The organism is Anabaena sp. CCY 9613 (assembly GCF_963920895.1).
In the GTDB taxonomy this organism is placed as follows: Bacteria; Cyanobacteriota; Cyanobacteriia; order Cyanobacteriales; family Nostocaceae; genus Cyanocohniella.
Window position 1 is genome coordinate 180,094 of sequence record NZ_CAWUDE010000006.1, and the last position, 23,296, is coordinate 203,389.

The following is a 23,296-nucleotide window of genomic DNA, read 5'->3' on the forward strand; positions in this document are numbered from 1 at the left end:
TATTAGTAATAAATTGCATTTAATTTCAACGCCTTGGCATCTTGTGTTGTTGCTGCGGCTGATTGCTACTGCTTGCATAATTTGCAGGAAAGTACCCCAGGTAACATCTAGTATCGACTTCGCTATTCATGTTCTAGCCTTCATTGTTTTTTAAATCGTGGTCGTTTTCCCCGTTTCTTGTTCTTGTCTGGTATCAACTATGGTATTTGCTTGGCGATCGCGGAGTGCGCCCTACGCCCCAACCAAGATCTCCTTGGTTGACCCAAATCAGAGATTTGGAAGGAAAAAACCCCTGGGCGCATACGAGCGAGCAGCCTTTAATCTGTAACTACAAATAAAATGCTTTTTACGGCTAAAACTAAGCTTGATAGTCCTTTAAGCTGGCAGAAACAATTAAAAAGATTTTTACCTTTTTTACTCACCATCATATTTACGGTGGTAGTGAGTAGCCAAAGTATCAGCTCTGCACCCAAAAATACAGAAATTCTCTGGGATACCTACGGCATACCTCATATTTACGGAAAAAATACCCAAGGTGCTTTTCAAGCCTTCGGTTGGGCGCAAATGCAAAGTCACGCTAACTTGCTGTTGCGCCTCTACGGACAAGCACGGGGACGGGCTGCGGAATATTGGGGAGAGGAATATCTAGATTCAGACAAATGGGTATTGACAATGGGCGTACCTAAAAGTGCTAGTGCTTGGTATCAAGACCAGAGTTCTGCTTTTCGCAGTTACATAGATGCCTTTGCCAATGGAATTAATACTTATGCCCAAGAGCATCCCAATTTAATTGACGATGAAGTAGAAGTAGTTTTACCTGTGACGCCAGAGGATGTATTAAGTCACCTGCAACGAGTACTGCTTTTTACTTTTATAGTCAATCCGGAGAGTGTTGCCGATCTCAGCCAGTCCCAGTCTCCAGGAGCCTCTAATGGTTGGGCGATCGCCCCAAAACGATCTGCTAGTGGTAAAGCGATGCTGCTAGCCAATCCTCACTTGCCTTGGGGAGATTTATTTTTGTGGTACGAAGCACAAATTACCGCCCCAGGTATTGATGCTTATGGGGCAACATTGGTGGGCATTCCAGTATTAGCGATCGCCTTCAACGATAATTTAGGTTGGACTCATACTGTCAATACTCACGATGGCTGGGATGCCTACGAACTGAAATTAAAAAACAACGGTTATCTCTTTGATGGCAAAGTTCGCCCCTTTCAAACAGCAAACTTTCCATTAAAGGTGAAGCAAAAAAATGGCTCGTTGCAGGAGCAAATATTCTCAGTCAAAAGTTCTATTCACGGGCCAGTTATTAAGCAGAAAAATGGTAAAACCGTGGCGCTGCGGGTTGTGGGACAAGACAGTCCGGGTGTTTTAGAACAGTGGTGGGATATGGCCAGATCTAAAAATTTCACCCAATTCCAAAAGGCTCTGCAGCGCTTGCAACTACCGATGTTTACCGTCATGTATGCCGACCGTGAGGGGCATATTATGCATTTATTCAACGGTTTGGTTCCCGTGCGTCAAGCCGGAGACTTTGCATACTGGCAAGGTATAGTTCCCGGCGATACATCCAAAACTTTGTGGACTAAAAATCACCCTTACCAAGATTTACCCAAAGTCATTGATCCTCCAAGCGGTTGGTTACAAAATGCCAATGATCCACCGTGGACTACTACTTTTCCCCCAGCTATCAAAGCAGCAGATTATCCATCCTATATGGCCCCACGAGGGCCAATGTACTTCCGGGCCCAAAGTTCTGCTTTGATGTTAGCTGAAGATAAAAGCATTTCTTTTGCAGAAATGATTGCCTATAAGCATTCTACAAAGATGGAACTGGCGGAGCGGATTCTCGATGATTTAATTGCAGCAGCCCAACAGCAAAAGGATGAATTAACACTCCGCGCCGCCGAGATATTGGCAGCATGGGATCGCAAAGCCGATGCTAATAGCCAAGGGGCTGTACTGTTTAATTTTTGGTTAGACGATATAGATTTTGATACATTGTTTAGCACTCCTTGGAACGAAAAATCCCCACACACAACACCTAAAGGCTTGGCTGACCCTAAAAATGCCGTAAAAGTACTGACAGAGGCAGCAAAAAAAGTAGAAAAAGCTTATGGAAAACTAGATGTCCCTTGGGGTGATGTCTTTCGGTTACAGTATGGCAATTTCGACTTACCTGCCAACGGCGGTGATGGTTATAACGGCATCTTCCGTGTAGTGAATTTCGCTCCAGCAGGTAATGGGCGCTTTCGACCAGTCGCTGGTGATTCTTATGTTGCGGCTGTTGAGTTTTCCCAACCAGTCAAAGCAATGGCTCTCACTAGCTATGGTAATGCCACTCAACCTCATTCACCCCATGTTGGCGATCAACTGGAATTTTTTGCCCGCCAGAAGTTACGTCCGGTATGGCGAACCCAAAAAGAAATTACAACCCACTTGGAGGAGCGTCAAGTATTTTAACTACAAGGTAGGAGGTTTCTGAACATCCCCAAACTGCGGTTTTGACTAGATATAGACTCATCAAGGCTAAATGTAGAGAGAATGGCAAAAGCAACCACAACTTTACCGAGAAAACTGAAACAGCCACCAATATCACCTTTAGTTGGTCTTGTTCTAGGACTAATTATCTTGCTCATCAGCTTGGTATACAGTGTAACTCTAGGTGCAGCAGAAATACCTTTAAGGCAGATTTTGGCATCCTTTGTCACCTTTGACGGTTCCTATGATCACCTAGTGATTCAGACCGTGAGATTACCGCGATCGCTAGTTGCTCTTTTAGTAGGTGCAGCCCTAGCAGTATCTGGAGCCTTAATGCAAGGTTTGACGCGCAACCCTTTGGCAGATCCCGGTATTTTAGGCATTGAGTCGGGGGCTGCATTGGCTGTGGTTGCCACAATTTTTGTGTTTGGCAGCTCTTCCTTGGGGGTTTTAACCGTTATGGCCTTTTTGGGTGCAGGTGTAACAGCAATGTTAGTATATTTCCTGGGTTCTCTGGGGCGGGGAGGCCCGACGCCACTGAATCTGACAGTCGCAGGTGCGGCGCTCACGGCTTTGATTTCTTCCCTCACCACGGCTATTCTGATTGTCAGTCAACGCACCTTAGAAGAAATTAGATTTTGGTTAGCTGGTTCTCTGGCGGGACGAGATTTTAACATCCTCTTGCAAGCATTACCTTTCGTTGTTATTGGCTTAGTAGTGGCCTTTGCCCTGGGTAGACAAATTACTACTATGAGTCTCGGTGAAGATGTGGCCAAAGGTTTAGGTCAACAAACAGCTTGGGTGAAAATCATGACAGCCATCAGCGTTGTTTTACTGGCGGGGAGTTCAGTATCTCTTGCTGGGCCCATTGGCTTTATTGGCTTAGTTGTTCCCCACATGGTGAGATTTTTCATCAAAGCTGATTATCGGTGGATTTTGCCTTATTCCGCCGTGTTAGGCGCAACTTTACTTTTAATTGCGGATATTGCCGCCCGGATATTACTTAAACCCCAGGAATTACCAGTGGGAGTTATGACAGCACTGGTTGGTGCGCCCTTTTTTGTCTACTTGGCTAAATCAAAGGTGAAAAAATGAAGGTTGATTGGCTCGTCATCCGTTCTGAGGCCATATCTTTGCGGATAGACCGACGCGTACCATTGATCCTGCTATGTCTGTTAGTAGTTATTGGGGTAGCGATGGTGATGAATGTGGGTAGGGGTGAATATCCAATTTCGCCCTTAGATATTATCAAAACTATCTTAAATCTAGATACAGGCAACCCAGACCATGCTTTCGTGATTCACAACCTGCGTCTACCCCGGACCCTTGTCGCGTTTATGGTGGGAGTGGCGCTAGCAATTTCTGGCACTATCTTTCAAGGACTGACACGCAACCCGTTGGCTGATCCCGGTATTATTGGCATCAATGCCGGTGCGAGTCTGGCAGCAGTGACAGTAATTATTTTATTTCCTTCAGCCCCAATTTACACTTTGCCGCTATCAGCCTTTGTCGGCGCTTTATTGATGGCTGTACTAATTTACTCCTTAGCTTGGAACAATGGTAGTTCCCCCATTTTGTTAATTTTAATGGGTGTGGGGTTGTCTGCGATCGCCAGTGCTTTCACCAGCTTGATGATTACCTTTGGCGAAATCTACAGCGTCAGTGATGCTTTGGTGTGGTTGGCTGGTAGTGTTTATGGACGCACCTGGGAGCAAGTCTTTTCCTTCTTACCTTGGTTAATTGTATTCGTACCGATGGCGTTGACATTGGCAAGACATTTGAACGTTTTAAATTTAGGGGATGATGTCGCTAAAGGCTTAGGTACTCGTGTGGAATGGCAACGTGGTTTACTCGTGCTAGTGGGTGTAGCCTTAGCCGGTGCAGGAGTCGCTACTGCGGGAATGATTGGCTTTGTGGGTTTAATTGCACCCCATTTAGGCAGACAGTTGGTAGGTACAAATCATGAAGGCTTGATTCCTACTTCTGCATTGTTAGGGGGAGTGATCGTCGTGGCGGCAGATTTGCTAGGAAGAACCTTGTTTGCACCTATTGAAATTCCTTGTGGGGTGGTAACGGCTGCTATCGGCGCTCCTTATTTTTTGTATTTGTTAATTCGTAACCGTAAAAAATAAATTTGAGAAATATTAATTATGAAAGGATTATCAACCAAGAGTCTGTCTTTAGCTTACGATGGTGCGCCAATTATCCGTGACTTGAATTTAGCAATTCCTTCCGGACAAATTAGTGCTTTAGTTGGTGCCAATGGTTGTGGTAAATCAACATTATTACGAGGTTTAGCAAGATTACTGAAACCTTGTGGTGGTAAAGTATATCTTGATGGCACTTCAATTTTCAATCTTTCTACCAAAGAAGTTGCACAGCAGTTAGGAATTTTACCCCAAAGTCCAGTTGCGCCAGAAGGATTAACAGTCAGAGATTTAGTGGCGCAAGGACGTTATCCTTATCAAAATTGGTTGCAGCAATGGTCAGCAAAAGACGAACAAATTGTCCAACAATCACTAGAAATTACATATCTATTAGAGTTGGCAGATAGAGCATTAGATACTTTGTCTGGTGGACAACGCCAACGAGCTTGGATTGCAATGGCACTCGCCCAGGATACAGATATTTTACTGTTGGATGAGCCAACTACTTTTTTAGATTTAGCCCATCAAATAGAGGTTTTGGATTTGTTATATGAGTTAAACCATACTCAGGGAAGAACTATTGTTATGGTATTGCATGACTTAAATCAGGCATGTCGTTATGCAGATTATCTAGTTGCTGTCAAAGAAGGTCGAATTTTTACGGCTGGAGAGCCGAATCAGGTAATGACTGAGGAGATGGTAAAAGAGGTGTTTGGATTACAGTGTCGTATTGTTCCTGACCCAGTTGTGAGAACACCAATGTGTATTCCCATAGGACGTAAGGGAGAAAGGACATTACAACTTCCGATACATTAATAGACAAATATGGAGAAAATAAATAATGAATAATGCAGATACAGAAGACCAAACTATTTACAAAGTTGTAGTTAATCACGAGGAGCAATATTCTATTTGGCCTGCTGATAGAGAAAATGCACTTGGTTGGAGAGAGGCAGGTAAAACTGGAATCAAATCAGAATGCCTGGAATACATTAAGGAAGTATGGACTGATATGAGACCACTAAGTTTGCGAAAGAAAATGGAGGAATTAATTAGTAAAAATTAATGATTAGAGGTTTACAGGACTTACGCAAAATCATGAAAAAACGTATAGCCTTCGGCATAGCTTCCGCTTACCGCGTAGCGTGCGCGCAGCGCATACCGCAAAGGACACACGCGCGCAGCGATGCCCGTAAGGGCTGTAGAACACTAAGGAAAGAGGGTTTCAAAGAGTTCTTGCGTAAGTCCTAGTTTAATATAAGTTGATCAATGAAAGTTTTCTGTAAGCTGTTAACTATGGATTTAAAATAATCGTTAAATCTAAAACAAAACCAGGTAAAACTGATTCACCGGAAAGTTGAGGAGGTTGATTAAAAGAAAAGTTTAAAACTTCTACGTTTTGTCCTGGTCGATAAATTTCTACTAAGGGAGTTTGCGGGTCAATTAACCAACCTAAACGCGCACCATTTTCTTGATATTCCCGCATTTTAGCGCGGAGCTTATCTAGGTTATCAGTTTCTGAACGCAATTCAATTACAAAATCAGGACAAAGAGGCGGAAAACGTCGTTTTTCATCTTTTGTTAAAGCTTCCCAGCGTTCTAATTTTACCCAAGCAGCATCAGGACAGCGATAAGCACCATTGGGTAATTTAAATTCGGTGGAGGAGTCAAAGACTTTGCCTGATTTGGTTTGACGGTTCCATAAACCTAGTTCAATATTAATATCGGAGTTTCTAATTCCGCTTTCTCCGCCTGTTGGGGGCATAATAATTAATTCTCCTGTGTGGGTAAGTTCTAATTGCCAAGGTTCGTTAGCAATGCAGAGTTGATAAAACTGCTCATCAGTTAAACCTACGGCTGGAGGTATATGTAAGGTGAGGGTTTCCATGATAATTTTTTTGTAGGCATTGATTCTATATTATCGTGGGTAAAATTCGCGTAAATCATATTTTAGATATCAGCCGCAACGCCAAATAACTGTCGCCCGTAGCATATGTCAGGCTGCCGACAAGGTAAACTTGGAAGTTGACTGATAAAGTTGAGCTACGCAAAGTTAAAATATAGTCCTATGCCTGCGTTTTTATTGGAAGTTGGTACAGAAGAATTACCCGCAAGTTTTCTCCGTGATGCCATATTACAATGGCGATCGCGTGTTCCCCAAAGTCTAGAAGCCAATACTCTCTCTAGCACTTCTGTGGAGGTTTACGGTACTCCCCGGCGGTTGGCGGTACTCATCACAGGTCTTCCCTCCCAGCAACCAGACAGGGAAGAGGAAATTAAGGGGCCTCCCGCCCAAGCTGCTTTTAAGGATGGTAAACCGACACCAGCGGCTATAGGGTTTGCGAAAAAGCAAGGTGTAGAACTGTCAGCTTTGGAAATTCGCCCTACAGAAAAGGGGGATTTTGTCTTTGTTAAAAAAAGTATTGCTGGTCGTCCAGTAGCGGATATCTTAACTGAATTGGTACCGCAGTGGATTTCCGGTTTAGAAGGTAAGCGGTTAATGCGCTGGGGTGATGGCGATGTGCGGTTTTCTCGCCCCATCCGCTGGCTGGTGGCTTTGTTAGATGAGCAAGTTTTACCTATTGAATTGGTTAACGGATCAAAGATAATTACAAGCGATCGCCTTTCTGAAGCTCATCGGGTTTTACATCCAGAATCTGTGACTATTGCCCAAGCTACAGATTATGTAGAAACTCTGCGTTCTGCCTATGTTATCGTTGACCAGGAAGCACGGGCTAAGATTATTCAAGAACAAGTGCAAGCCGCAGCGCAAAAAGTCGGCGGTTCGACGGTTATTTACCCAGATTTGTTAGAAGAAGTTACAAATTTGGTGGAATATCCTTCTGCTGTAGTCGGTAATTTTGAATCGGAATTTTTACAGTTACCCACGGAAGTAATTACCGAAGTGATGGTGACTCACCAGCGTTATTTTCCGGTATTTAAAGCTGAGGATAGTAAAGAATTATTGCCTCACTTCATTACAGTTTCTAATGGTGATCCTAGTAAATCGGATATTATTGCTGTTGGAAATGAAAGGGTAATTCGGGCTAGATTAGCTGATGGACAATTTTTCTACAAAGCTGATTTATCTAAATCTTTAGAAAGCTTTTTACCACAGTTAGAAACGGTTACTTTCCAAGAAGAATTAGGTTCGGTTCGTACCAAGGTAGATAGAATTGTTAAGATTGCTGATTACATTAGTAGCCAACTACAATTAGCAGAAAATCAACGCCAACAAAATCAACGAGCAGCTTTATTATGTAAAGCAGATTTAGTGAGTCAAATGGTGTATGAATTTCCCGAATTGCAAGGTATTATGGGTGAAAAATATGCCTTAGCTAGTGGTGAAGATGCGGAAGTTGCTCAAGCAATTGTAGAACATTATTTACCCACAGGTGCAGGTGGTGAGTTACCAGGAACTCTTACAGGTCAAGTTGTCGGTTTAGCTGATAGATTAGATACGTTAATTAGTATCTTTGGTATAGGTTTAATTCCTTCTGGTTCTTCCGATCCCTTTGCGTTGCGTCGGGCTGCTAATGCGGTAATTAATATTACTTGGTTTGCTAATTTGCAGATTAATTTAGAGCAGTTATTAACGCAAATAGCAGGAGATTTTGCGGCAACATACAACAAAGACCAAAATGCTTTAACCACAACCTTGCAAGAATTTTTCTTACAACGTATCCGCACCTTACTACAAGACGAAAAACAAATAGACTATGACTTAGTAAACGCTGTTTTGGGAGAAAATGACCCAGAATACACCCAAAGAGCGTTAGAAGACTTGCTAGATGTACGCGATCGCGCCTTATATCTGCAACAAATCCGCCGTGATGGTACTCTAGATAAAATCTACGAAACCGTCAACCGTTCCACCAAACTAGCCGCCCAAGGTGATTTAGATTTCCAGCAGCTAGAACCGCAAAATTTAATTAAACCAGAACTGTTCCAAAAGTCGTCAGAGCAAGCATTTTACAACGCCCTAGTAGAATTAGTACCACAAACCCAAGAAGCACAACAGTCCCGCAATTATCAACTCTTAATAGCCGCCTTAGCTAAAATCGCTCCCACCGTAGCTAATTTCTTCGACGGTGAAGACAGCGTTTTAGTTATGGACTCCAATCCCGACATCAAACGCAATCGGCTACACTTACTAGGATTACTGCGGAATCATGCCCGTGTGTTGGCTGATTTTGGTGCCATCGTCAAAAATCTGTAGCCAAAAGCAACAAAAGGTGGTGTAATTTTTGCCAATAAGCGTTAGGATAATGAGTGCTTAACCAGGGAACTCTGCTACAGTCTATGCCTAGAGCTTCAGTAATTGGATTGGGAAAGTCCGGTGTTGCTACGGCGAGATTGTTGAAACGGGAAGGATGGGAGGTAGTGCTAAGTGATAGTAACACCTCTCCTGCCCTCCTCGAACAACAACAAGCACTCGCTACCGAGCAAATAACCGTAAAATTAGGGCATTCCCCTGATTTGAATAGTACTGATTCACCCGATTTAATTGTTGTCAGTCCTGGTGTCCCTTGGGATATTCCCCTGTTAATTAAGGCGCGAGAACTGGGTATTGAAACCATTGGCGAAATGGAACTCGCCTGGCGACATATGCAATCTTCCCCGTGGGTGGGCATTACTGGCACTAATGGCAAAACTACCACCACAGCGTTAATTGCGGCCATATTTCAAGCAGCGGGATTAAATGCCCCTGCCTGTGGTAATATCGGCTATGCTGCCTGTGAAGTTGCTTTATCTGAAAAACTACCAGATTGGGTAATCGCAGAAATTAGTAGCTATCAAGTAGAATCTTCAGCAACTTTGTCTCCCCGCATTGGTATTTGGACAACCTTTACACCAGACCACCTAGCCCGCCACAAGACGCTAGAAAATTACTACAACATTAAAGCCAAGTTATTACGTCAGTCCCATTTTCAAGTATTTAATGGTGATGACCCCTATTTAAACAAAATGGGTATCAGTCATTGGCCTGATGCTTATTGGACAAGTGTCAAAGGGCAAGAATTTTTAGTTGGTGAACAAGGCTTTTATATTGAAGACGGCTGGGTTGTAGAAAAGTTAAAGCCAAACTCTACACCAGAAAGAATTTTATCAGCCTCGGCTTTGCGAATGGTAGGACAACATAACCTACAAAATCTCTTAATGGCCGTTGCAGCTGCGAGGTTAGCAGGAATTGCAGGCGACGCTATTGATACTGCAATTAGGAAATTTTCTGGTGTTCCCCATCGTTTAGAACACATTTGTACTTGGGAAGGGATTGACTTTATTAACGACAGCAAAGCTACTAATTATGATGCAGCAGAAGTTGGGTTAACATCTGTGGACAGTCCCGCGATTTTGATTGCTGGTGGGGAAGCCAAACCCGGTGATGATGCTGCTTGGTTAGCCAAAATAAAAGATAAAGCTGCGGCGGTGTTATTAATTGGTAGTGCAGCACCAGCATTTGCTCAACGTTTGCAAGAAGTAGGTTATGCTAATTACGAAATCGTAGAAACGATGGAGACAGCAGTTCCTCGGTCAGCAGAATTAGCTAAACAGCATCAAGCACCTGTAGTTTTGTTATCTCCAGCTTGTGCAAGTTTCGACCAGTACCCCAACTTTGAAGTACGTGGCGATGATTTCCGCAAGTTATGTCTGGCTTGGGTAGGTCAATAGGTAATTTTTTAACCGCCAAGTGCGCCCGCGCGCAGCGATGCCCTTAAGGGCTGTAGTGCGCCAAGTCCGAGTTTTTTTTACGCTAATCGTTCAAGGTGCATAAAAAGAGAATTTACGACTATAAATAATTAGACGTAATTTGCTCAAAAATATGCACATCCACATCTATACCAAACAGGGAAACATCGCCAAAGTAAAACAAGAAATTGCTAATGGTGTAGAAATTAATTGCGTAGATGAGTATACCTCCCAAACACCATTAATGACCTATGGGACTTCTACCTGATTGTGGTTTTTGGGAACGGGTTTGGTGGGTAAAAGTATTAGGTATGTGGGAATGGCGTAGTGCGATCGCAACGGCTTCTTGGTGGCAATTGTGTGTTAATCTGTTTTCTAGTGTGGGGGTTTGTGTCACGCAAAGACGCGGAGGCGCGGAGAGTACCACTAAAGGGAGTGCCTAGTTCCGGTTCATGGGAGTCACATGCAGAAATGTTGACAATCGCACCACCCCCTAATTGCCGCATCGGTTCTGTGACCAATCTTGCCATGCGAACAACACTTAAAAATAGCATTTCAAAATTTTCCATCCACATGGCATCGGAAATCGCCAGCAAATCAGGACGGGGTGGGTCGCCAAAACTATTTACTACCGCATCGATGCGTCCAAAATTCTCCAATGTAGTCTCAACCAAATTCTCTAAATCGTGCGGATTTGTCATCGACCCTTGAATCGCAATTCCACTTAACTCGGTTGCTAAATTCAGCACCTCAGGAGAACGGGCAATTAGTGCAACTTTATAGCCTTGGGTTGCCAACTCTCGCGCACAACCTGCCCCAATTCCCCGACTGGCCGCAGTGATAATTGCCACCCTGTTGATCATATTGCTAATGCCCGCTTTTGTAATTTTACTTCCAAGCGATCGCCTGGCGTTGTTTCCATCACCTGGGGGGCTAAATTATTCTGCTTGAGTAATGAACGAAACTCCTCAATAGTGCCTTCAGGATTCTGTAATTTGCCCAGGAAACCTTCATATATCAAATCTTTGCTAGCCGTTGTGGGTAGTATTACTTGGGGTTGCAACCACTGGGAAAGTTCTAACGCTTGAATCTTGCCTTTGATAAATGGCCCCACTATAGGTAGTGTGATATCAATAATTGGCACAATTAACACATCAACTGGTGCAAACTGTTTAATTTCTGGGGAATGATTCCCATGTGGCTCGTAGTAAAGCTTTAAACCACTGGTCAATTCGGTGATCAAATAACCATTTTCTACCAGGTTGTAGCCCACTGTGGAGCCACGTACAGCCTGAATTTCTACTTGGTTATTTAAAGTAAAACTTTCCCCAAAAGTCAAAGATGTGATAGAAGTATAACCCAATTCCTGCACTACTTTTGCTGCCGTGGGAGAAGCCACAACTGGAATTTGATGGTCAAGCTGCTGGAGGGTTGGTTTATGAGCATGGTCTGGTAACCCCTGAGACAGCAAAATCAAATCAATCTGGGCTGGGATAGCATGTTCTTGTGGTCGAGAACCTTTAAAGAACCATTCTGCATCGCCAAAAACTAAATTCCCCACCAGCCAAGGGTCAAGGAGTATACTTTGATTGCCAATTTCCAATAGCCAACTATTACCATCGAACCAAGTTAAGTACATAATCCAAGTAAAAATAACACCTACCTTTATTATTAAACATTGTTAAGAGTAGATGCTCGTGGCGGCGATGATATGACCCTAAAATTAAGTTGTGGCGCAGCATGAAATAAGACAAGTGACAGCATGATTAAACTCGACCAGTTTTTGAAGTTTGTGGGTATAACCTCAACTGGAGGACAAGCCAAAATAATGATTGTTGATGGTAACGTCAAAGTCAATGGCACAGTTGAAATCCGACGAGGACGTAAATTAGTATCAGGCGACCAAGTAACAATAGACGGGCGAACCTTTGATGTGGGAGAAATATTAGAGTCAGATTCTCAATAAAAAAACATTTCATCGCAGGGAGATGAGGATGAATATGTTCCTACTCCCTACTCCCCACTCCCCAGTCTTAACTCACCGCCGCCTCTAACATCTGTATTGTCCCAGCGTCGGCATCAATTTCTACTTCTGCACCTATGGGTAAGGTGAATTTATCTTTAATATGACCAATCATGGAACCATACCATGCAGGAATGCCCAAAGGCAGGATGTGATCTTGTAATACTTGCGTTAAGCTCAACGATGGTTCATCCCCCAGACTGCAATTAGTACATTGCCCAAATATCAGCCCTGCAATGTGGTTAAGTATGCCAGCATTTTTCAACTGAGTAAACATCCGGTCTACCCGATAAATATCTTCGTTGATATCTTCAATAAATAAAATACTTTTATACCAGGAAGGTAAGTAAGGTGAACCCACCATTGCTGAGAGTACCGACAAGTTACCACCAATCAGTTTACCCCTGGCTTTACCCGGTGCGATCGCCTGACTATGATCGAAATTTTCCATTGTCACGGCTTCTCCATTAAATAAGATGCGCTTGAAGTAATCCACCGTAAACTCATTCCAAATAGAAATAGCATTGGGGCCATGAAAAGTCATCACGCGACTCCGTGCATAAATAGCCAACAGCAGAGAAGTTACATCGCTATACCCCAAAATGATTTTAGGATGGGCGCGAATCAGGCTGTAGTTGAGGAAGGGTAAAATCCGATTACAGCCCCAACCGCCTCGCATAGTTATCATCGCTTTGACAGATTTATCCAGAAACATATTATTGACATCTGCGGCGCGGTGAATATCTTTACCCGCCAAATAACCGTAACTGTCTAAAATATGCGCTCCCAGTTTGACATTTAATCCTAATTCCGTAATGGCTTGTGTTGCTGCGGCGATATTTTCAGCCTTAACAATACCCGCAGGCGCAATCAATCCTACTGTATCCCCCAGTTGTAACCGGGGTGGTTTCAAAATAGTATGCGGGGACACTTGACTTTGAGCAATTAGTGGCGGGAGTTGGGTAGCTAAGGTAGCTAGTCCACAGGTTGTAATAAATTGTCGGCGGTTGATGATCATGATGGCGAATTATTGTAACATTCGCCACTGGGGATTGGGGATACAAGTCTTTACGCCCCATTCCCTAATAATTAAACGTGAGTTCGATGAACCTCTCCCCAACCCCTCTTTGACGCCGAAAGGGGCTTAAATATCCTTTATTACCTTGCAGGGGAGAGGAATGGCAGTGGGGTTTTGAAAATCCGTCGAACTGACGTTAATTAACCACGCAGCTGTGCCACCATTTGTGCAGGATTCCAGTAGGCGCGAGTTGTTTGAATTTTGCCAGCTGCGTTAATTTCAAAAATTGTAATTCCTTCAAATGTGACTGACTTACCAGTTTTACTTACACCATGCATTGTCCACTTCACCGCCGCCTCATTGCTAGCAACGAAAATATGGTCAGTTGTGGGTTCCAGTTTGGCAAAAAATGCTTGCAATTGCCCGATAAATTCCCGATATCCCTCATGAACTTTTGTTGGTGGTTCACCGACAGGATCATGACTAACTGCATCTTCGGCAAAGTTATCTACCCAGCCTTCTGGATTCATACTTGCTATGTTGGCAAAGTAAGCGGCAATAATGGTTTCAATAGGTTCGGGTGACATGATTTGATTTTTTTTGTATGAGGTTATGAACGGTTTTAGATTATCGCTTTTGTGTTACTGTGACTTAACCCTTCTACCACGAGTTTCAACACTTCTAACTCCCGTGTAGAGAGGTTGGTGGTGTTTCCCTTTGGTGACGGAGGTTTGAGATTTTCTATGACTTACCGCGCAATCTGAGGATCGAGGTAGATTGCACCATCAACGGCAGGTGCGATCGCACTTAATAACCGCTCTACACTTGCACCTTTGATACAATAGGCATCGGTACCAAAAGAATTAATAGTATATTCAGACATTTGAATGTCCTATCAAAAATTCAAAAAAAATCGTAATTCAATGTTTAATCCGAATTACGAATTACGAACTACGAATTACGAATTACAAATTACGAACTACGAATTACGAATTATCCTATTCTTCCACCCGATAACCCAATTCAGACAATCTAATGCGAGATTGCCGCCATTTTGGTTGTACTTTCACAAATAGTTCTAGGTAGACTTTGCCAGCAATTAGCTTTTGAATTTGTTCGCGGGCTGCACTACCAATAGCTTTGAGCATGGAACCACCTTTGCCGATGAGGATTCCTTTTTGGGAATCTCGTTCAACATGGATGGTTGCCAGTACACGGGTAATGGTGGGTGTTTCTTCTACTAGATCAATGGCGATCGCTACTGAATGGGGAACTTCTTCACGGGTTAATAGCAAAATCTGTTCCCGAATCAATTCGCCCATGATAAAGCGTTCTGGTTGGTCAGTTACCAGATCGGGGGGATAGTAAAATGGCCCCGTATCTAAATGTTCAATTAATAACTGTTGGAGTTGCGGTATTTCTGCACCAGTTTTGGCAGAAAATTTAACTATCGGCCAATGATTAGGTTCAGCTAAGGCGTGGTAACTGTCATCAATTACCTGGAAATTTGGCGATTGTTCGTCAATTTTGTTTAGCCCTAAAATCACTGGTGTTTGACTGCGAATCAGTAAATCGGCAATAAAGCGATCGCCTGCACCACAAGCTACTGTACCATCTACTACAAATAGCACTACATCTACTGAGTCGATGGCAATTCTGGCATTTTTCACCAGTACTTCCCCCAATTGATGATGGGGTTTATGAATTCCTGGTGTATCGACAAAAATTAACTGTGCTTCTGGTGTAGTTAAAATCCCTCGCAAACGATTGCGTGTAGTTTGTGCTACTGGAGATGTAATGGCGATTTTTTGCCCTACTAATTGATTCATTAAAGTAGATTTACCGACATTTGGGCGACCAATAATGCCGATAAAACCTGATTTAAACTCAGGAGGAGCCTGGGGGATAGATACTTCTCCTGAAAAAGAGAAGGTGTGATTTTCAATACTAGTCACCTTTAGCTCCGCCGTTATATTTTACAGATGGGATGAGTGGGGTTTTCTCGAAGATACACAACAAACATAATTTCACCCTGGCATTTGTGAGGGATTACCCTTGATCAAGTTTAATCTACTAGTGACTTACCGATAAATATCTTCAAGTATCAGATATGGATTGTTGATATTTACCCATATGTTCTACCGAGGTAATATTTTTAATAACTAACATCTAGCTTTCAAAGAAAATTTACTGAAGAATTCTTAAAACAAACTCACCTTGATTTACGGCTTGATTAGTAGCAATATCATAAACAAATCCCTTTTCTTCAGCACAAATATCGATCACAGTTGGTAATTTATTTTCTTTATTAAAACTGAGAATTTGATACCATCGGTCTCCGGCTTTAACGGTGCTGCCCAACTCTACTCTAGATTGAATCATGCCGCCTGCGATCGCATAATACTTTTGGCTCTCCCAGAGTAGTTATGTTAAACTAACATAAATAAATCAAACATAGCTTCTGTAATTAGCAGTCAATAGTGGTGGTAAAGTATGCAGGGAGAGCAAAACAAAACAAAATCATAATATAAAGCAAAAGAAAAATTAAATATAAAACTACTATTTTAATAAATATGCCATCTAATCCCCTACTTCATTTTATTACTAAAGTTATTAATATTGAAGATATCAAGGTTATTAATTACGACTTTATCACTGATGATGAAATCGTCATCGAAATTCAAAATCAGTCAAAACTTGGTCAATGTCCTCGCTTTTGACATATTATGCCCAGTTTGCTTTTATTTAAATCTATAGTTATTAAGGAAGTTTAGTATGTACAATCGGAGGATTTTATCTGCGGTAGCATTTTTGTTGAGTATATTTTTAATTGCTTGTAATACTACAACCACTCAGCAGCCATCAGCACAATTGAATCCGACATCGCAACCATTAACAGCAGCATCTGCTAAAAGAGTTGTGGCTCTTTCCTCTCTGGCTACAGATATTATTTATAACCTCGATGAAACCAAGCTAGTAGGTATTACGGGGAGTAAATTATTTAATGATGATCCAAGGTTTAATAGTCTTCCCCGTGTCAGCGAAGGCCAAAGTCCTCCTAATTTAGAAAAAATTATTGCCCTCAAACCAGATTTAGTTATTGGTGCAGAAGGTTTCTCTACCCAACCAATTCAGAGAGTCCAGGAGTTAGGAATTTCTACTTTTCTCACAAAAGTAAATAGCTGGGATTCTTTAGAAGAACTCACTCAAAAACTCGCTCAGTTAATTGATGCTGATCCCCAACCTTTGTTAAATCGGTACAAAAAATGTTTACCAGATAATTTGACTCAGAGTCCTTCTACTTTAGTTCTGGTTAGCCGTCAACCGATTTTAGCACCAAATAAAAACAGTTGGGCTGGGGATTTGTTGACAAAATTTCAAGCAAAAAACTTGGCGGCAGAATTACAAGGTCAAAGTCCAGTTGGGGGCTATGTAACTTTATCGGCCGAGAAAGTTTTAGAAGCAAATCCAGAGGTAATTATTGTGGTCAATCCTCCACAAGGTGGTTCAGAACAGGATGTTTTAGATTCATTTAAAAAAGAACCTTTTTGGCAGCAATTACAAGCAACTAAAAATAATCGAGTTTATCTGTTCGACTATTACGGATTAGTCAATCCCGGTAGTATTAATGCTATCGAAAAGGCTTGTCAACAGCTTATGCAAGATGTAATAGAGATTAGAGGTTAGAAGTTAGAGGTTAGGGGGCCAGTACAAAACGGCGTAAATAGGGATACGGTTTCAAAAATTTCAAATCCCAAAATAAAAGCCTTTTGATTTCCGCACAGCGTTACCTGGGGAATGTCTAGGTTTTTTGCACCACGCTACACTGTGTCGAAAGTATTTTACTAGATTATGATGCTACTGTTAACAGATTCAGAGGAGTGCCTTCATCCTACTGAGGAATAGGCGATACCTTGATTGTGGAATGCTACGTAAACGTGGGCTTTGCCAACGCCCCAACTCAGTGGTTTTGCATATAGCCAGAAAATCCTTAATCAAGATTTTTTACAAAAAATTTTATGGATGCTTCCGAGTTATTAGATACCATCACACACCTGATTGACCAAGCCGAACAAGGAGAAATAGATCCTTGGGATGTCCAAGTAATTGCGGTGATTGACCGTTACCTAGAACTAATGGCACCGCAGTCCACAGCTAGAGGTTATGAAGCTGATTTGTCGCAATCTGGACAAGCTTTTTTATCCGCATCGATGCTTGTATTGTTCAAGGCTAATACTTTGATGCAATTATCTTCAGTAGAAGAGGCACAGGAAGATATAGCGGATGATTTGATGTCAGAAGGGGAAGATGGGTTATTACATCACGCCCATCGTCTGCAATTAGAACGACATATCCGTCGCCGTCCGTCAGCAATGCCACCAGCAAAGCGCCGTGTCACCTTGCAAGAGTTAATCAAACAATTGCAGATTATGGCGAACCAGCTAAAACTGGCTCAGAAAGTCAGCAAACCTGTCCGTCCCAAGCGTCAATCCAGTGTGCAAAACATGCGAGAAGCGTTAGAGTTAGCACACCAGGAAAATCTGACGGAAGTAGCTGGGGAGTTAGAACAAGTATTGCGTTGTTCGGCAAGAGAGTTCCTGATAGAACAAAATAGTTTGAATCTTGAACAACTTGTACAGTTGTGGACTCAGACAAAGCAACCACAGCCAAATAATTCTGCCCATCACTCAGAACACAGCCACCTAGTTAGTGTGTTCTGGGCCCTCTTACTGCTGTCAGCTCAATCCAAAGTAGAGTTATCACAAGATGAGTTTTATCAAGAGATTCAAATTCGCTTACTCACAGATGCGACTAACACTGCCAAAGCCTTGACGGCCGAAGAACTCAACTAGTCTCAACCATTCCTATAGCTAACTTATAGCCTTGTATTTATCCAAAACCAAACTGCCAGTATATTGAAACGATCCGCGATCGCTTGTAATCTGGCCATACCTGAGAGGTTGCAATAACTAGTCCATTACTGTTATCCCTGTTTTTAGGAGTTACTTTAGAGCAGCAATCAGAACTGATGATTAAGTACCACTCAATAAAAGTAAACTGGCTTGTGGTTGAGGAATAAAATTTTATGAAAGCGATGATTCTCGCAGCGGGTAAGGGTACTCGCGTTCGTCCCATTACCTACACAATTCCCAAACCGATGATTCCCATCCTGCAAAAGCCAGTGATGGAATTTCTCTTGGAACTTTTACGTCAACATGGATTTGACCAAATTATGGTCAATGTTAGCCATTTGGCAGAGGAAATTGAAAATTATTTCCGTGACGGTCAAAGGTTTGGCGTAGAAATTGCCTATTCTTTTGAAGGCAAAATTGATGATGATGGCAAACTGGTAGGAGAAGCAATTGGTTCTGCTGGAGGAATGCGCCGCATTCAAGACTTCTCACCATTTTTTGATGATACCTTTGTAGTCTTGTGTGGTGACGCGTTAATTGACCTAGATTTATCTGCGGCTGTGAAGTGGCATAAATCCAAAGGGTCAATTGCAACGATTATTACCAAAACCGTTCCACCCGAAGAAGTTTCTAGTTACGGTGTAGTCGTCACTGACGAAGAAAGTCGTATTAAAGCTTTCCAAGAAAAACCCTCTACAGAAGAAGCTCTCAGCACCAATATCAACACTGGTATTTATATTTTTGAACCAGAGGTGTTTAAATATATACCTTCTGGTGTTGAATATGACATTGGTGGTCAGTTGTTTCCTAAACTAGTAGAAGTTGGTGCGCCCTTCTACGCCATTGCTATGGACTTTGAATGGGTAGATATTGGTAAAGTACCAGATTACTGGCGAGCAATTCGCGGTGTCTTACTAGGCGAAATTAAAAACGTCCAAATTCCTGGTAATGAAGTCGCCCCCGGTATCTATACTGGCTTAAATGTTGCGGTGAATTGGGACAAAGTGGATATCACAGGCCCAGTTTACATTGGTGGCATGACCAGAATAGAAGACGGAGCTAAAATCGTTGGCCCAGCCATGATTGGGCCGAATTGCTGGATATGCAGCGGCGCCACAGTAGAAAACAGCGTCATTTTTGAATGGTCACGCTTGGGCCCAGGTGCAAGACTGGTTGATAAGTTAGTGTTTGGTCGTTACTGCGTCGATAAAACCGGAGCAGCCATAGATGTCCAGGCTGCTGCTTTAGACTGGCTAATTACCGATGCTCGTCAAGCACCACCATCGGAAACTCCGCTGGAACGTCAAGCAATTGAGGAATTGCTGGGGACGAATGCGACTTAGGGTGTAGGGAAGGGGGGTAGGGATCAAGGAGCAGGGAGCAAGGGGGAAAGATTTTCGGTGAGTATCAACATCTTTGTTTTTATCTTCCTCATCTTCCTCATCTCCCCTTCTCCCTAATTTCTAGCTATTAAGATACGTATATCTACCTAAGCTTTGCTCGTAAGTTTGTAGTAATCTTTGGGATTCTGCTAGAGTGATGTGCTTTTCTTCTAAGGCTTTTTCACAGCGCTTGCGGATATTTTCTACCATGTCTTCAGCGTCATACTGTACATAGCTGACGACTTCGCTCATGGTGTCACCTTTGACAACGTGTTGAATTTGGTATCCTTTGGGTGTCAATTGGATGTGAACGGCGTTGGTATCACCAAATAAGTTATGCAAGTTACCCATAATTTCTTGGTAGGCTCCATTGAGGAACATGCCTAGATAATAGGGTTCTCCGGGTTTGAAGGTGTGCAGTTCTAATACTGATTTGACATCACGCAGGTCAATAAAGCGGTCGATTTTGCCATCACTGTCGCAGGTGAGGTCTGCTAAAATCCCTCGCCGTATAGGTTCTTCATCTAGGCGATGTATGGGCATGATGGGGAATAACTGGTCGATAGCCCAACAATCTGGTGCTGATTGAAACACCGAAAGATTGATGTAGTAAATGGAAGCCATGATTTTTTCAAGGTCTTCCAATTCATCGGGTACGTATTCCTGCTGTCTGGTGATGTCAAGAATTTTCTGACAACAAGCCCAGTAAAGACGCTCGGCTTTGGCGCGTTCTTGCAGGCGCAGAATTCCTAAATTGAAACGGCTGATGGCTTCTTCTTTGAATTGGGCTGCGTCGTGGTAAAACTCTTGATAATTCTCTTGGTTGATGGATTGATAAGTTTCCCACAAGTATTTGATGACGGGGGATTCTCCCTCTTGTGGAGGATCTGGTAACTCTAGGGGAACATCACTAGTACTGAGAACATCGAAAATTAACACAGATTGGTGTGAGGCGATCGCTCGACCACTTTCACTCACAAGTGTTGGTACGGGGATTTGTCGCTCTGCACAAGTATCTTTTAACTCTGCCACAATATCGTTAGCATAGTTTTGCATGTTGTAGTTTTTGGAGGCGTAGAAGTTGGTTTGTGAACCGTCATAATCTACACCCAAGCCACCACCGACATCCAGATACTTCATATCTGCACCCAACATTGCTAACTCTACGTAAATACGGCTAGCTTCTTGGATGGCATCTTTAATCACATTGATGGCAGAAATTTGTGAGCCAATGTGAAAGTGCATTAACTGCAAAGAGTCCAGCAGTTGAGCGTCGCGTAGCTTGTTAACAGCTTCCATGATTTCCGGAATTGTCAACCCAAACTTAGCGCGATCGCCTGTAGAAGTACCCCAGCGGCCCATACCTTGGGTGCTTAATTTGGCACGAACTCCCAAAATCGGTTTAATTCCTAACTGGCGATGAGCAGCAATTACCAAATCCACTTCTTCTACCTGTTCTAGGACGATGATTGGTGTTTGTCCTAGTCTTTGGGATAGCATTGCTGTTTCGATGTATTCCCGGTCTTTATAGCCGTTGCAAATGAGCAATGCTCCCGGTGTATCCAACAAAGCCAGAGCAATCATTAATTCGGGCTTAGAACCGGCTTCTAAACCAAATTGATGGGGTTTGCCAAATTTAACTAAATCCTCAATTAAATGGCGTTCTTGGTTGCATTTAACAGGAAACACGCCGCGATAAACCCCAGGGTAATTGTAACGGGCGATCGCTTTACCAAAACAAGCATTCAACCGCTCAATCCGGTCTTCCAAAATATCAGAGAAGCGAATTAACAAAGGCAGTCCCAAGTTACGTTGCTTCAAGGCGTTGACCAATTCAAACAAGTCCAGAGAACCCCCGCGATCGCCCTTGGGGGAAACTGTGACATGTCCCGCAGCATTAATGGAAAAATAAGGCTCTCCCCATCCTTCTATGCGGTATAGTGCTTCGCTATCCTCTATTTTCCAGGAACGAGGTAAATCTCCTGTAGGATTACTAGGTGGTAGCAGCTTTTTTTGCTTGTGATTTTTTACTTCCGACTTGTGTCCATTGGAAGGCATTACTACCTCCTCTGATGTAGCAGTTGATTCAACACCCATTTCTTCGTGACCTCTGTGTTTCACCCACGAATTAACAATTTAACGCATTCAACTTGCAACCGATATGCACTCAGAGATAATTTCTGAGATAAACTCTGATTGGTCATTGCTTACGTGTCATTAGTCATGAATTATTTGTCATTAATCAAGAGTAAAATCTCTACACTGTGAACAAAAGACACAAGACCAAGGACACAAATAACGACCAAATAAAAAATGTATTAAGTTTTGGGAGATAGCTTTGGAACGCACATTCTTAGCAATTAAGCCTGATGGCGTACAGCGTGGACTAGTAGCGGAAATCATCCGTCGCTATGAAACTAAAGGTTTTACCCTTGTGGGTTTAAAGTTTATGAAAGTCAGCCGAGAACTAGCAGAACAGCATTATGATGTTCACCGGGAACGACCTTTTTTTGCTAGCTTAGTTGAATTTATCACCTCCGGCCCCGTAGTAGCGATGGTCTGGGAAGGTGAAGGCGTTGTGGCTTCTGCCAGAAAAATTATTGGGGCCACAAACCCCTTAACCGCAGAACCAGGAACAATTCGGGGCGACTTTGGCACCAATATTGGTCGCAACCTGATCCACGGTTCTGACGCTTTAGAAACCGCACAAAGGGAAATAGCCCTGTGGTTTAAAGAAGAAGAATTAGTTAGTTGGCAACCACATTTAACACCGTGGCTGAAAGAATAAATTAGGGACTAGGGACTGGGGCGCTGGGTAACATCTCTCATACTCTAGCCCCTAGCCTCTAGCCTCTACTTTCTACTTCACTCTTCTTTGGTTCTACTTCAGCTACTTCAATGACATTACGCACAGAGAATCCCCAGACTAGAATCAGAGCGATCGCCGAAATCACAACCCATTCTGGTGGGACTAAATTATCGTTCACAACTCTCAATAACAAGCGCAAACCCACAAACGCCACAGTTATATAACCTGCATCTTCGAGGTTTTTAAATTCATCTAACCAACGGATAAATAATCCCGTCATAAATCGCAGGGTGATAATCCCAATTGTCGCACCTGTGAGTACTAGCCACTTTTCTTGAGAAACCGCGATCGCAGTTGTCACACTATCCAAAGAAAATGCCAAATCTGTAAAGGCAATTACAGGTATTGCTTGCAACAAAGAGTTAAAACGCGGGCCGTGATGATGGTCGTCGTCGGCTTCTTCTGAGGTAAAGTGCTGGAATACCAACCACAGCAGATAAGCAGCACCTAATAATTCAAATTGCCAGTATTTCTGTATCCAAGTGGCAGTAAGAATTAAGCTGATTCGCAACACATAGGCAACCACTAAACCAAAGTTCAGGGCTTTACGTTCTAGTTCTTTGTCTTCTAGTCCTTGGGCGATCGCAGCCAGGGCGATGGCATTATCAGCAGATAGCACCGCCTCTAATAAAACCAGGATCAGCAGGACTATCGGGGCTTCAACGCTGAAATTAAAGTGCAGATAATCAAAAATTTGGTCTAGCATTCCGGGTTTCTCAAGCAGGAAAAATTAAAAATTAACAGAATCAGCTAATTTGGAGATCAAAAGTGC

Annotated in this window: 21 protein-coding genes and 2 pseudogenes; 13 read left to right on the forward strand and 10 right to left on the reverse strand. The window is 42.7% G+C overall.

The window, feature by feature from the left end; translation table 11 throughout:
- The first annotated feature begins 339 nt into the window (after positions 1-339).
- The 5 genes from ACM0OT_RS09470 to ACM0OT_RS09490 all read left to right on the forward strand — a co-directional run bounded on the left by ACM0OT_RS09470 (position 340) and on the right by ACM0OT_RS09490 (position 5,694).
- On the forward strand, positions 340-2,463 hold the full coding sequence (locus ACM0OT_RS09470) for an acylase (protein WP_414564122.1): 2,124 nt from the start codon (positions 340-342) through the stop codon (positions 2,461-2,463).
- Between the two features lie 81 nt (positions 2,464-2,544).
- Positions 2,545-3,576 carry a FecCD family ABC transporter permease gene (locus tag ACM0OT_RS09475; RefSeq protein WP_414564123.1) on the forward strand — a complete coding sequence of 344 codons (1,032 nt, stop codon included), beginning with the start codon at positions 2,545-2,547 and terminating at the stop codon, positions 3,574-3,576.
- Complete coding sequence (locus tag ACM0OT_RS09480; protein ID WP_414564124.1) at positions 3,573-4,613, forward strand: FecCD family ABC transporter permease; 1,041 nt, start codon at positions 3,573-3,575, stop codon at positions 4,611-4,613. The genes ACM0OT_RS09475 and ACM0OT_RS09480 overlap by 4 nt, the downstream gene beginning before the upstream one ends.
- A gap of 18 nt (positions 4,614-4,631) precedes the next feature.
- Positions 4,632-5,444, forward strand: a complete 813-nt coding sequence (locus ACM0OT_RS09485; protein ID WP_414564125.1) for an ABC transporter ATP-binding protein — start codon at positions 4,632-4,634, stop codon at positions 5,442-5,444.
- A 25-nt stretch (positions 5,445-5,469) separates the two neighbouring features.
- On the forward strand, positions 5,470-5,694 hold the full coding sequence (locus ACM0OT_RS09490; RefSeq protein ID WP_414564126.1) for an MbtH family protein: 225 nt from the start codon (positions 5,470-5,472) through the stop codon (positions 5,692-5,694).
- Positions 5,695-5,922: 228 nt separating this feature from the next.
- Here the strand turns inward: ACM0OT_RS09490 and ACM0OT_RS09495 are convergent, their stop codons facing one another.
- Positions 5,923-6,516, reverse strand: a complete 594-nt coding sequence (locus tag ACM0OT_RS09495) for a Uma2 family endonuclease (protein WP_414564127.1) — start codon at positions 6,514-6,516, stop codon at positions 5,923-5,925.
- A gap of 180 nt (positions 6,517-6,696) precedes the next feature.
- Here ACM0OT_RS09495 and glyS point away from each other — a divergent pair, with 180 nt between their 5' ends.
- The 3 genes from glyS (at position 6,697) to ACM0OT_RS09510 (ending at position 10,587) form a co-directional block, all read left to right on the forward strand.
- Positions 6,697-8,847, forward strand: coding sequence for a glycine--tRNA ligase subunit beta (glyS, locus tag ACM0OT_RS09500; protein ID WP_414564128.1), 2,151 nt, complete (start codon positions 6,697-6,699; stop codon positions 8,845-8,847).
- Between the two features lie 83 nt (positions 8,848-8,930).
- The gene (murD, locus tag ACM0OT_RS09505; RefSeq protein WP_414564129.1) at positions 8,931-10,301 is read left to right on the forward strand and encodes a UDP-N-acetylmuramoyl-L-alanine--D-glutamate ligase; all 1,371 of its coding nucleotides are present in this window, start codon (positions 8,931-8,933) and stop codon (positions 10,299-10,301) included.
- Between the two features lie 151 nt (positions 10,302-10,452).
- On the forward strand, positions 10,453-10,587 hold the full coding sequence (locus ACM0OT_RS09510; RefSeq protein ID WP_414564130.1) for a hypothetical protein: 135 nt from the start codon (positions 10,453-10,455) through the stop codon (positions 10,585-10,587).
- A 37-nt stretch (positions 10,588-10,624) separates the two neighbouring features.
- Here the strand turns inward: ACM0OT_RS09510 and ACM0OT_RS09515 are convergent, their stop codons facing one another.
- Both ACM0OT_RS09515 and ACM0OT_RS09520 read right to left on the reverse strand, forming a co-directional pair.
- The gene (locus tag ACM0OT_RS09515) at positions 10,625-11,170 is read right to left on the reverse strand and encodes an SDR family NAD(P)-dependent oxidoreductase (protein ID WP_414564131.1); all 546 of its coding nucleotides are present in this window, start codon (positions 11,168-11,170) and stop codon (positions 10,625-10,627) included.
- A gap of 8 nt (positions 11,171-11,178) precedes the next feature.
- Positions 11,179-11,958, reverse strand: coding sequence for an MBL fold metallo-hydrolase (locus ACM0OT_RS09520; RefSeq protein ID WP_414564132.1), 780 nt, complete (start codon positions 11,956-11,958; stop codon positions 11,179-11,181).
- A 123-nt stretch (positions 11,959-12,081) separates the two neighbouring features.
- On the opposite strand from ACM0OT_RS09520, the gene ACM0OT_RS09525 reads away from it, so the two are divergent.
- Positions 12,082-12,285, forward strand: a complete 204-nt coding sequence (locus tag ACM0OT_RS09525; RefSeq protein WP_414564133.1) for an RNA-binding S4 domain-containing protein — start codon at positions 12,082-12,084, stop codon at positions 12,283-12,285.
- A gap of 67 nt (positions 12,286-12,352) precedes the next feature.
- Here the strand turns inward: ACM0OT_RS09525 and ACM0OT_RS09530 are convergent, their stop codons facing one another.
- The 5 genes and pseudogenes from ACM0OT_RS09530 to ACM0OT_RS09550 form a co-directional block, all read right to left on the reverse strand.
- Entirely contained in the window at positions 12,353-13,360 is a 1,008-nt protein-coding gene (locus tag ACM0OT_RS09530) for a S66 peptidase family protein (RefSeq protein ID WP_414564134.1), read from the reverse strand.
- A 200-nt stretch (positions 13,361-13,560) separates the two neighbouring features.
- Positions 13,561-13,947 (reverse strand): nuclear transport factor 2 family protein, encoded by a 387-nt coding sequence (locus ACM0OT_RS09535; protein WP_414564135.1) that lies wholly within the window; start codon positions 13,945-13,947, stop codon positions 13,561-13,563.
- A 59-nt stretch (positions 13,948-14,006) separates the two neighbouring features.
- Positions 14,007-14,222: pseudogene (locus ACM0OT_RS09540) on the reverse strand (DNA-binding response regulator); the annotation flags it as partial.
- Between the two features lie 136 nt (positions 14,223-14,358).
- Positions 14,359-15,315, reverse strand: coding sequence for a GTPase Era (gene era / locus ACM0OT_RS09545; RefSeq protein WP_414542061.1), 957 nt, complete (start codon positions 15,313-15,315; stop codon positions 14,359-14,361).
- A 232-nt stretch (positions 15,316-15,547) separates the two neighbouring features.
- Positions 15,548-15,769, reverse strand: a pseudogene (locus ACM0OT_RS09550) (succinylglutamate desuccinylase); the annotation flags it as partial.
- A gap of 366 nt (positions 15,770-16,135) precedes the next feature.
- On the opposite strand from ACM0OT_RS09550, the gene ACM0OT_RS09555 reads away from it, so the two are divergent.
- The 3 genes from ACM0OT_RS09555 (at position 16,136) to ACM0OT_RS09565 (ending at position 19,616) form a co-directional block, all read left to right on the forward strand.
- Positions 16,136-17,047: an ABC transporter substrate-binding protein gene (locus ACM0OT_RS09555; RefSeq protein ID WP_414564136.1), complete on the forward strand. Its 912-nt coding sequence runs from the start codon at positions 16,136-16,138 to the stop codon at positions 17,045-17,047.
- A 332-nt stretch (positions 17,048-17,379) separates the two neighbouring features.
- On the forward strand, positions 17,380-18,213 hold the full coding sequence (locus ACM0OT_RS09560; protein WP_414564137.1) for a segregation/condensation protein A: 834 nt from the start codon (positions 17,380-17,382) through the stop codon (positions 18,211-18,213).
- A gap of 233 nt (positions 18,214-18,446) precedes the next feature.
- Positions 18,447-19,616: a sugar phosphate nucleotidyltransferase gene (locus tag ACM0OT_RS09565; RefSeq protein WP_414564138.1), complete on the forward strand. Its 1,170-nt coding sequence runs from the start codon at positions 18,447-18,449 to the stop codon at positions 19,614-19,616.
- A 120-nt stretch (positions 19,617-19,736) separates the two neighbouring features.
- Here the strand turns inward: ACM0OT_RS09565 and speA are convergent, their stop codons facing one another.
- Complete coding sequence (speA, locus tag ACM0OT_RS09570; protein ID WP_414564139.1) at positions 19,737-21,752, reverse strand: biosynthetic arginine decarboxylase; 2,016 nt, start codon at positions 21,750-21,752, stop codon at positions 19,737-19,739.
- A gap of 241 nt (positions 21,753-21,993) precedes the next feature.
- Here speA and ndk point away from each other — a divergent pair, with 241 nt between their 5' ends.
- Positions 21,994-22,443 (forward strand): nucleoside-diphosphate kinase, encoded by a 450-nt coding sequence (gene ndk, locus ACM0OT_RS09575; RefSeq protein WP_414564140.1) that lies wholly within the window; start codon positions 21,994-21,996, stop codon positions 22,441-22,443.
- 58 nt (positions 22,444-22,501) lie between these two features.
- Here the strand turns inward: ndk and ACM0OT_RS09580 are convergent, their stop codons facing one another.
- The gene (locus ACM0OT_RS09580; RefSeq protein WP_414564141.1) at positions 22,502-23,230 is read right to left on the reverse strand and encodes a TerC family protein; all 729 of its coding nucleotides are present in this window, start codon (positions 23,228-23,230) and stop codon (positions 22,502-22,504) included.
- Positions 23,231-23,296: the final 66 nt, after the last annotated feature.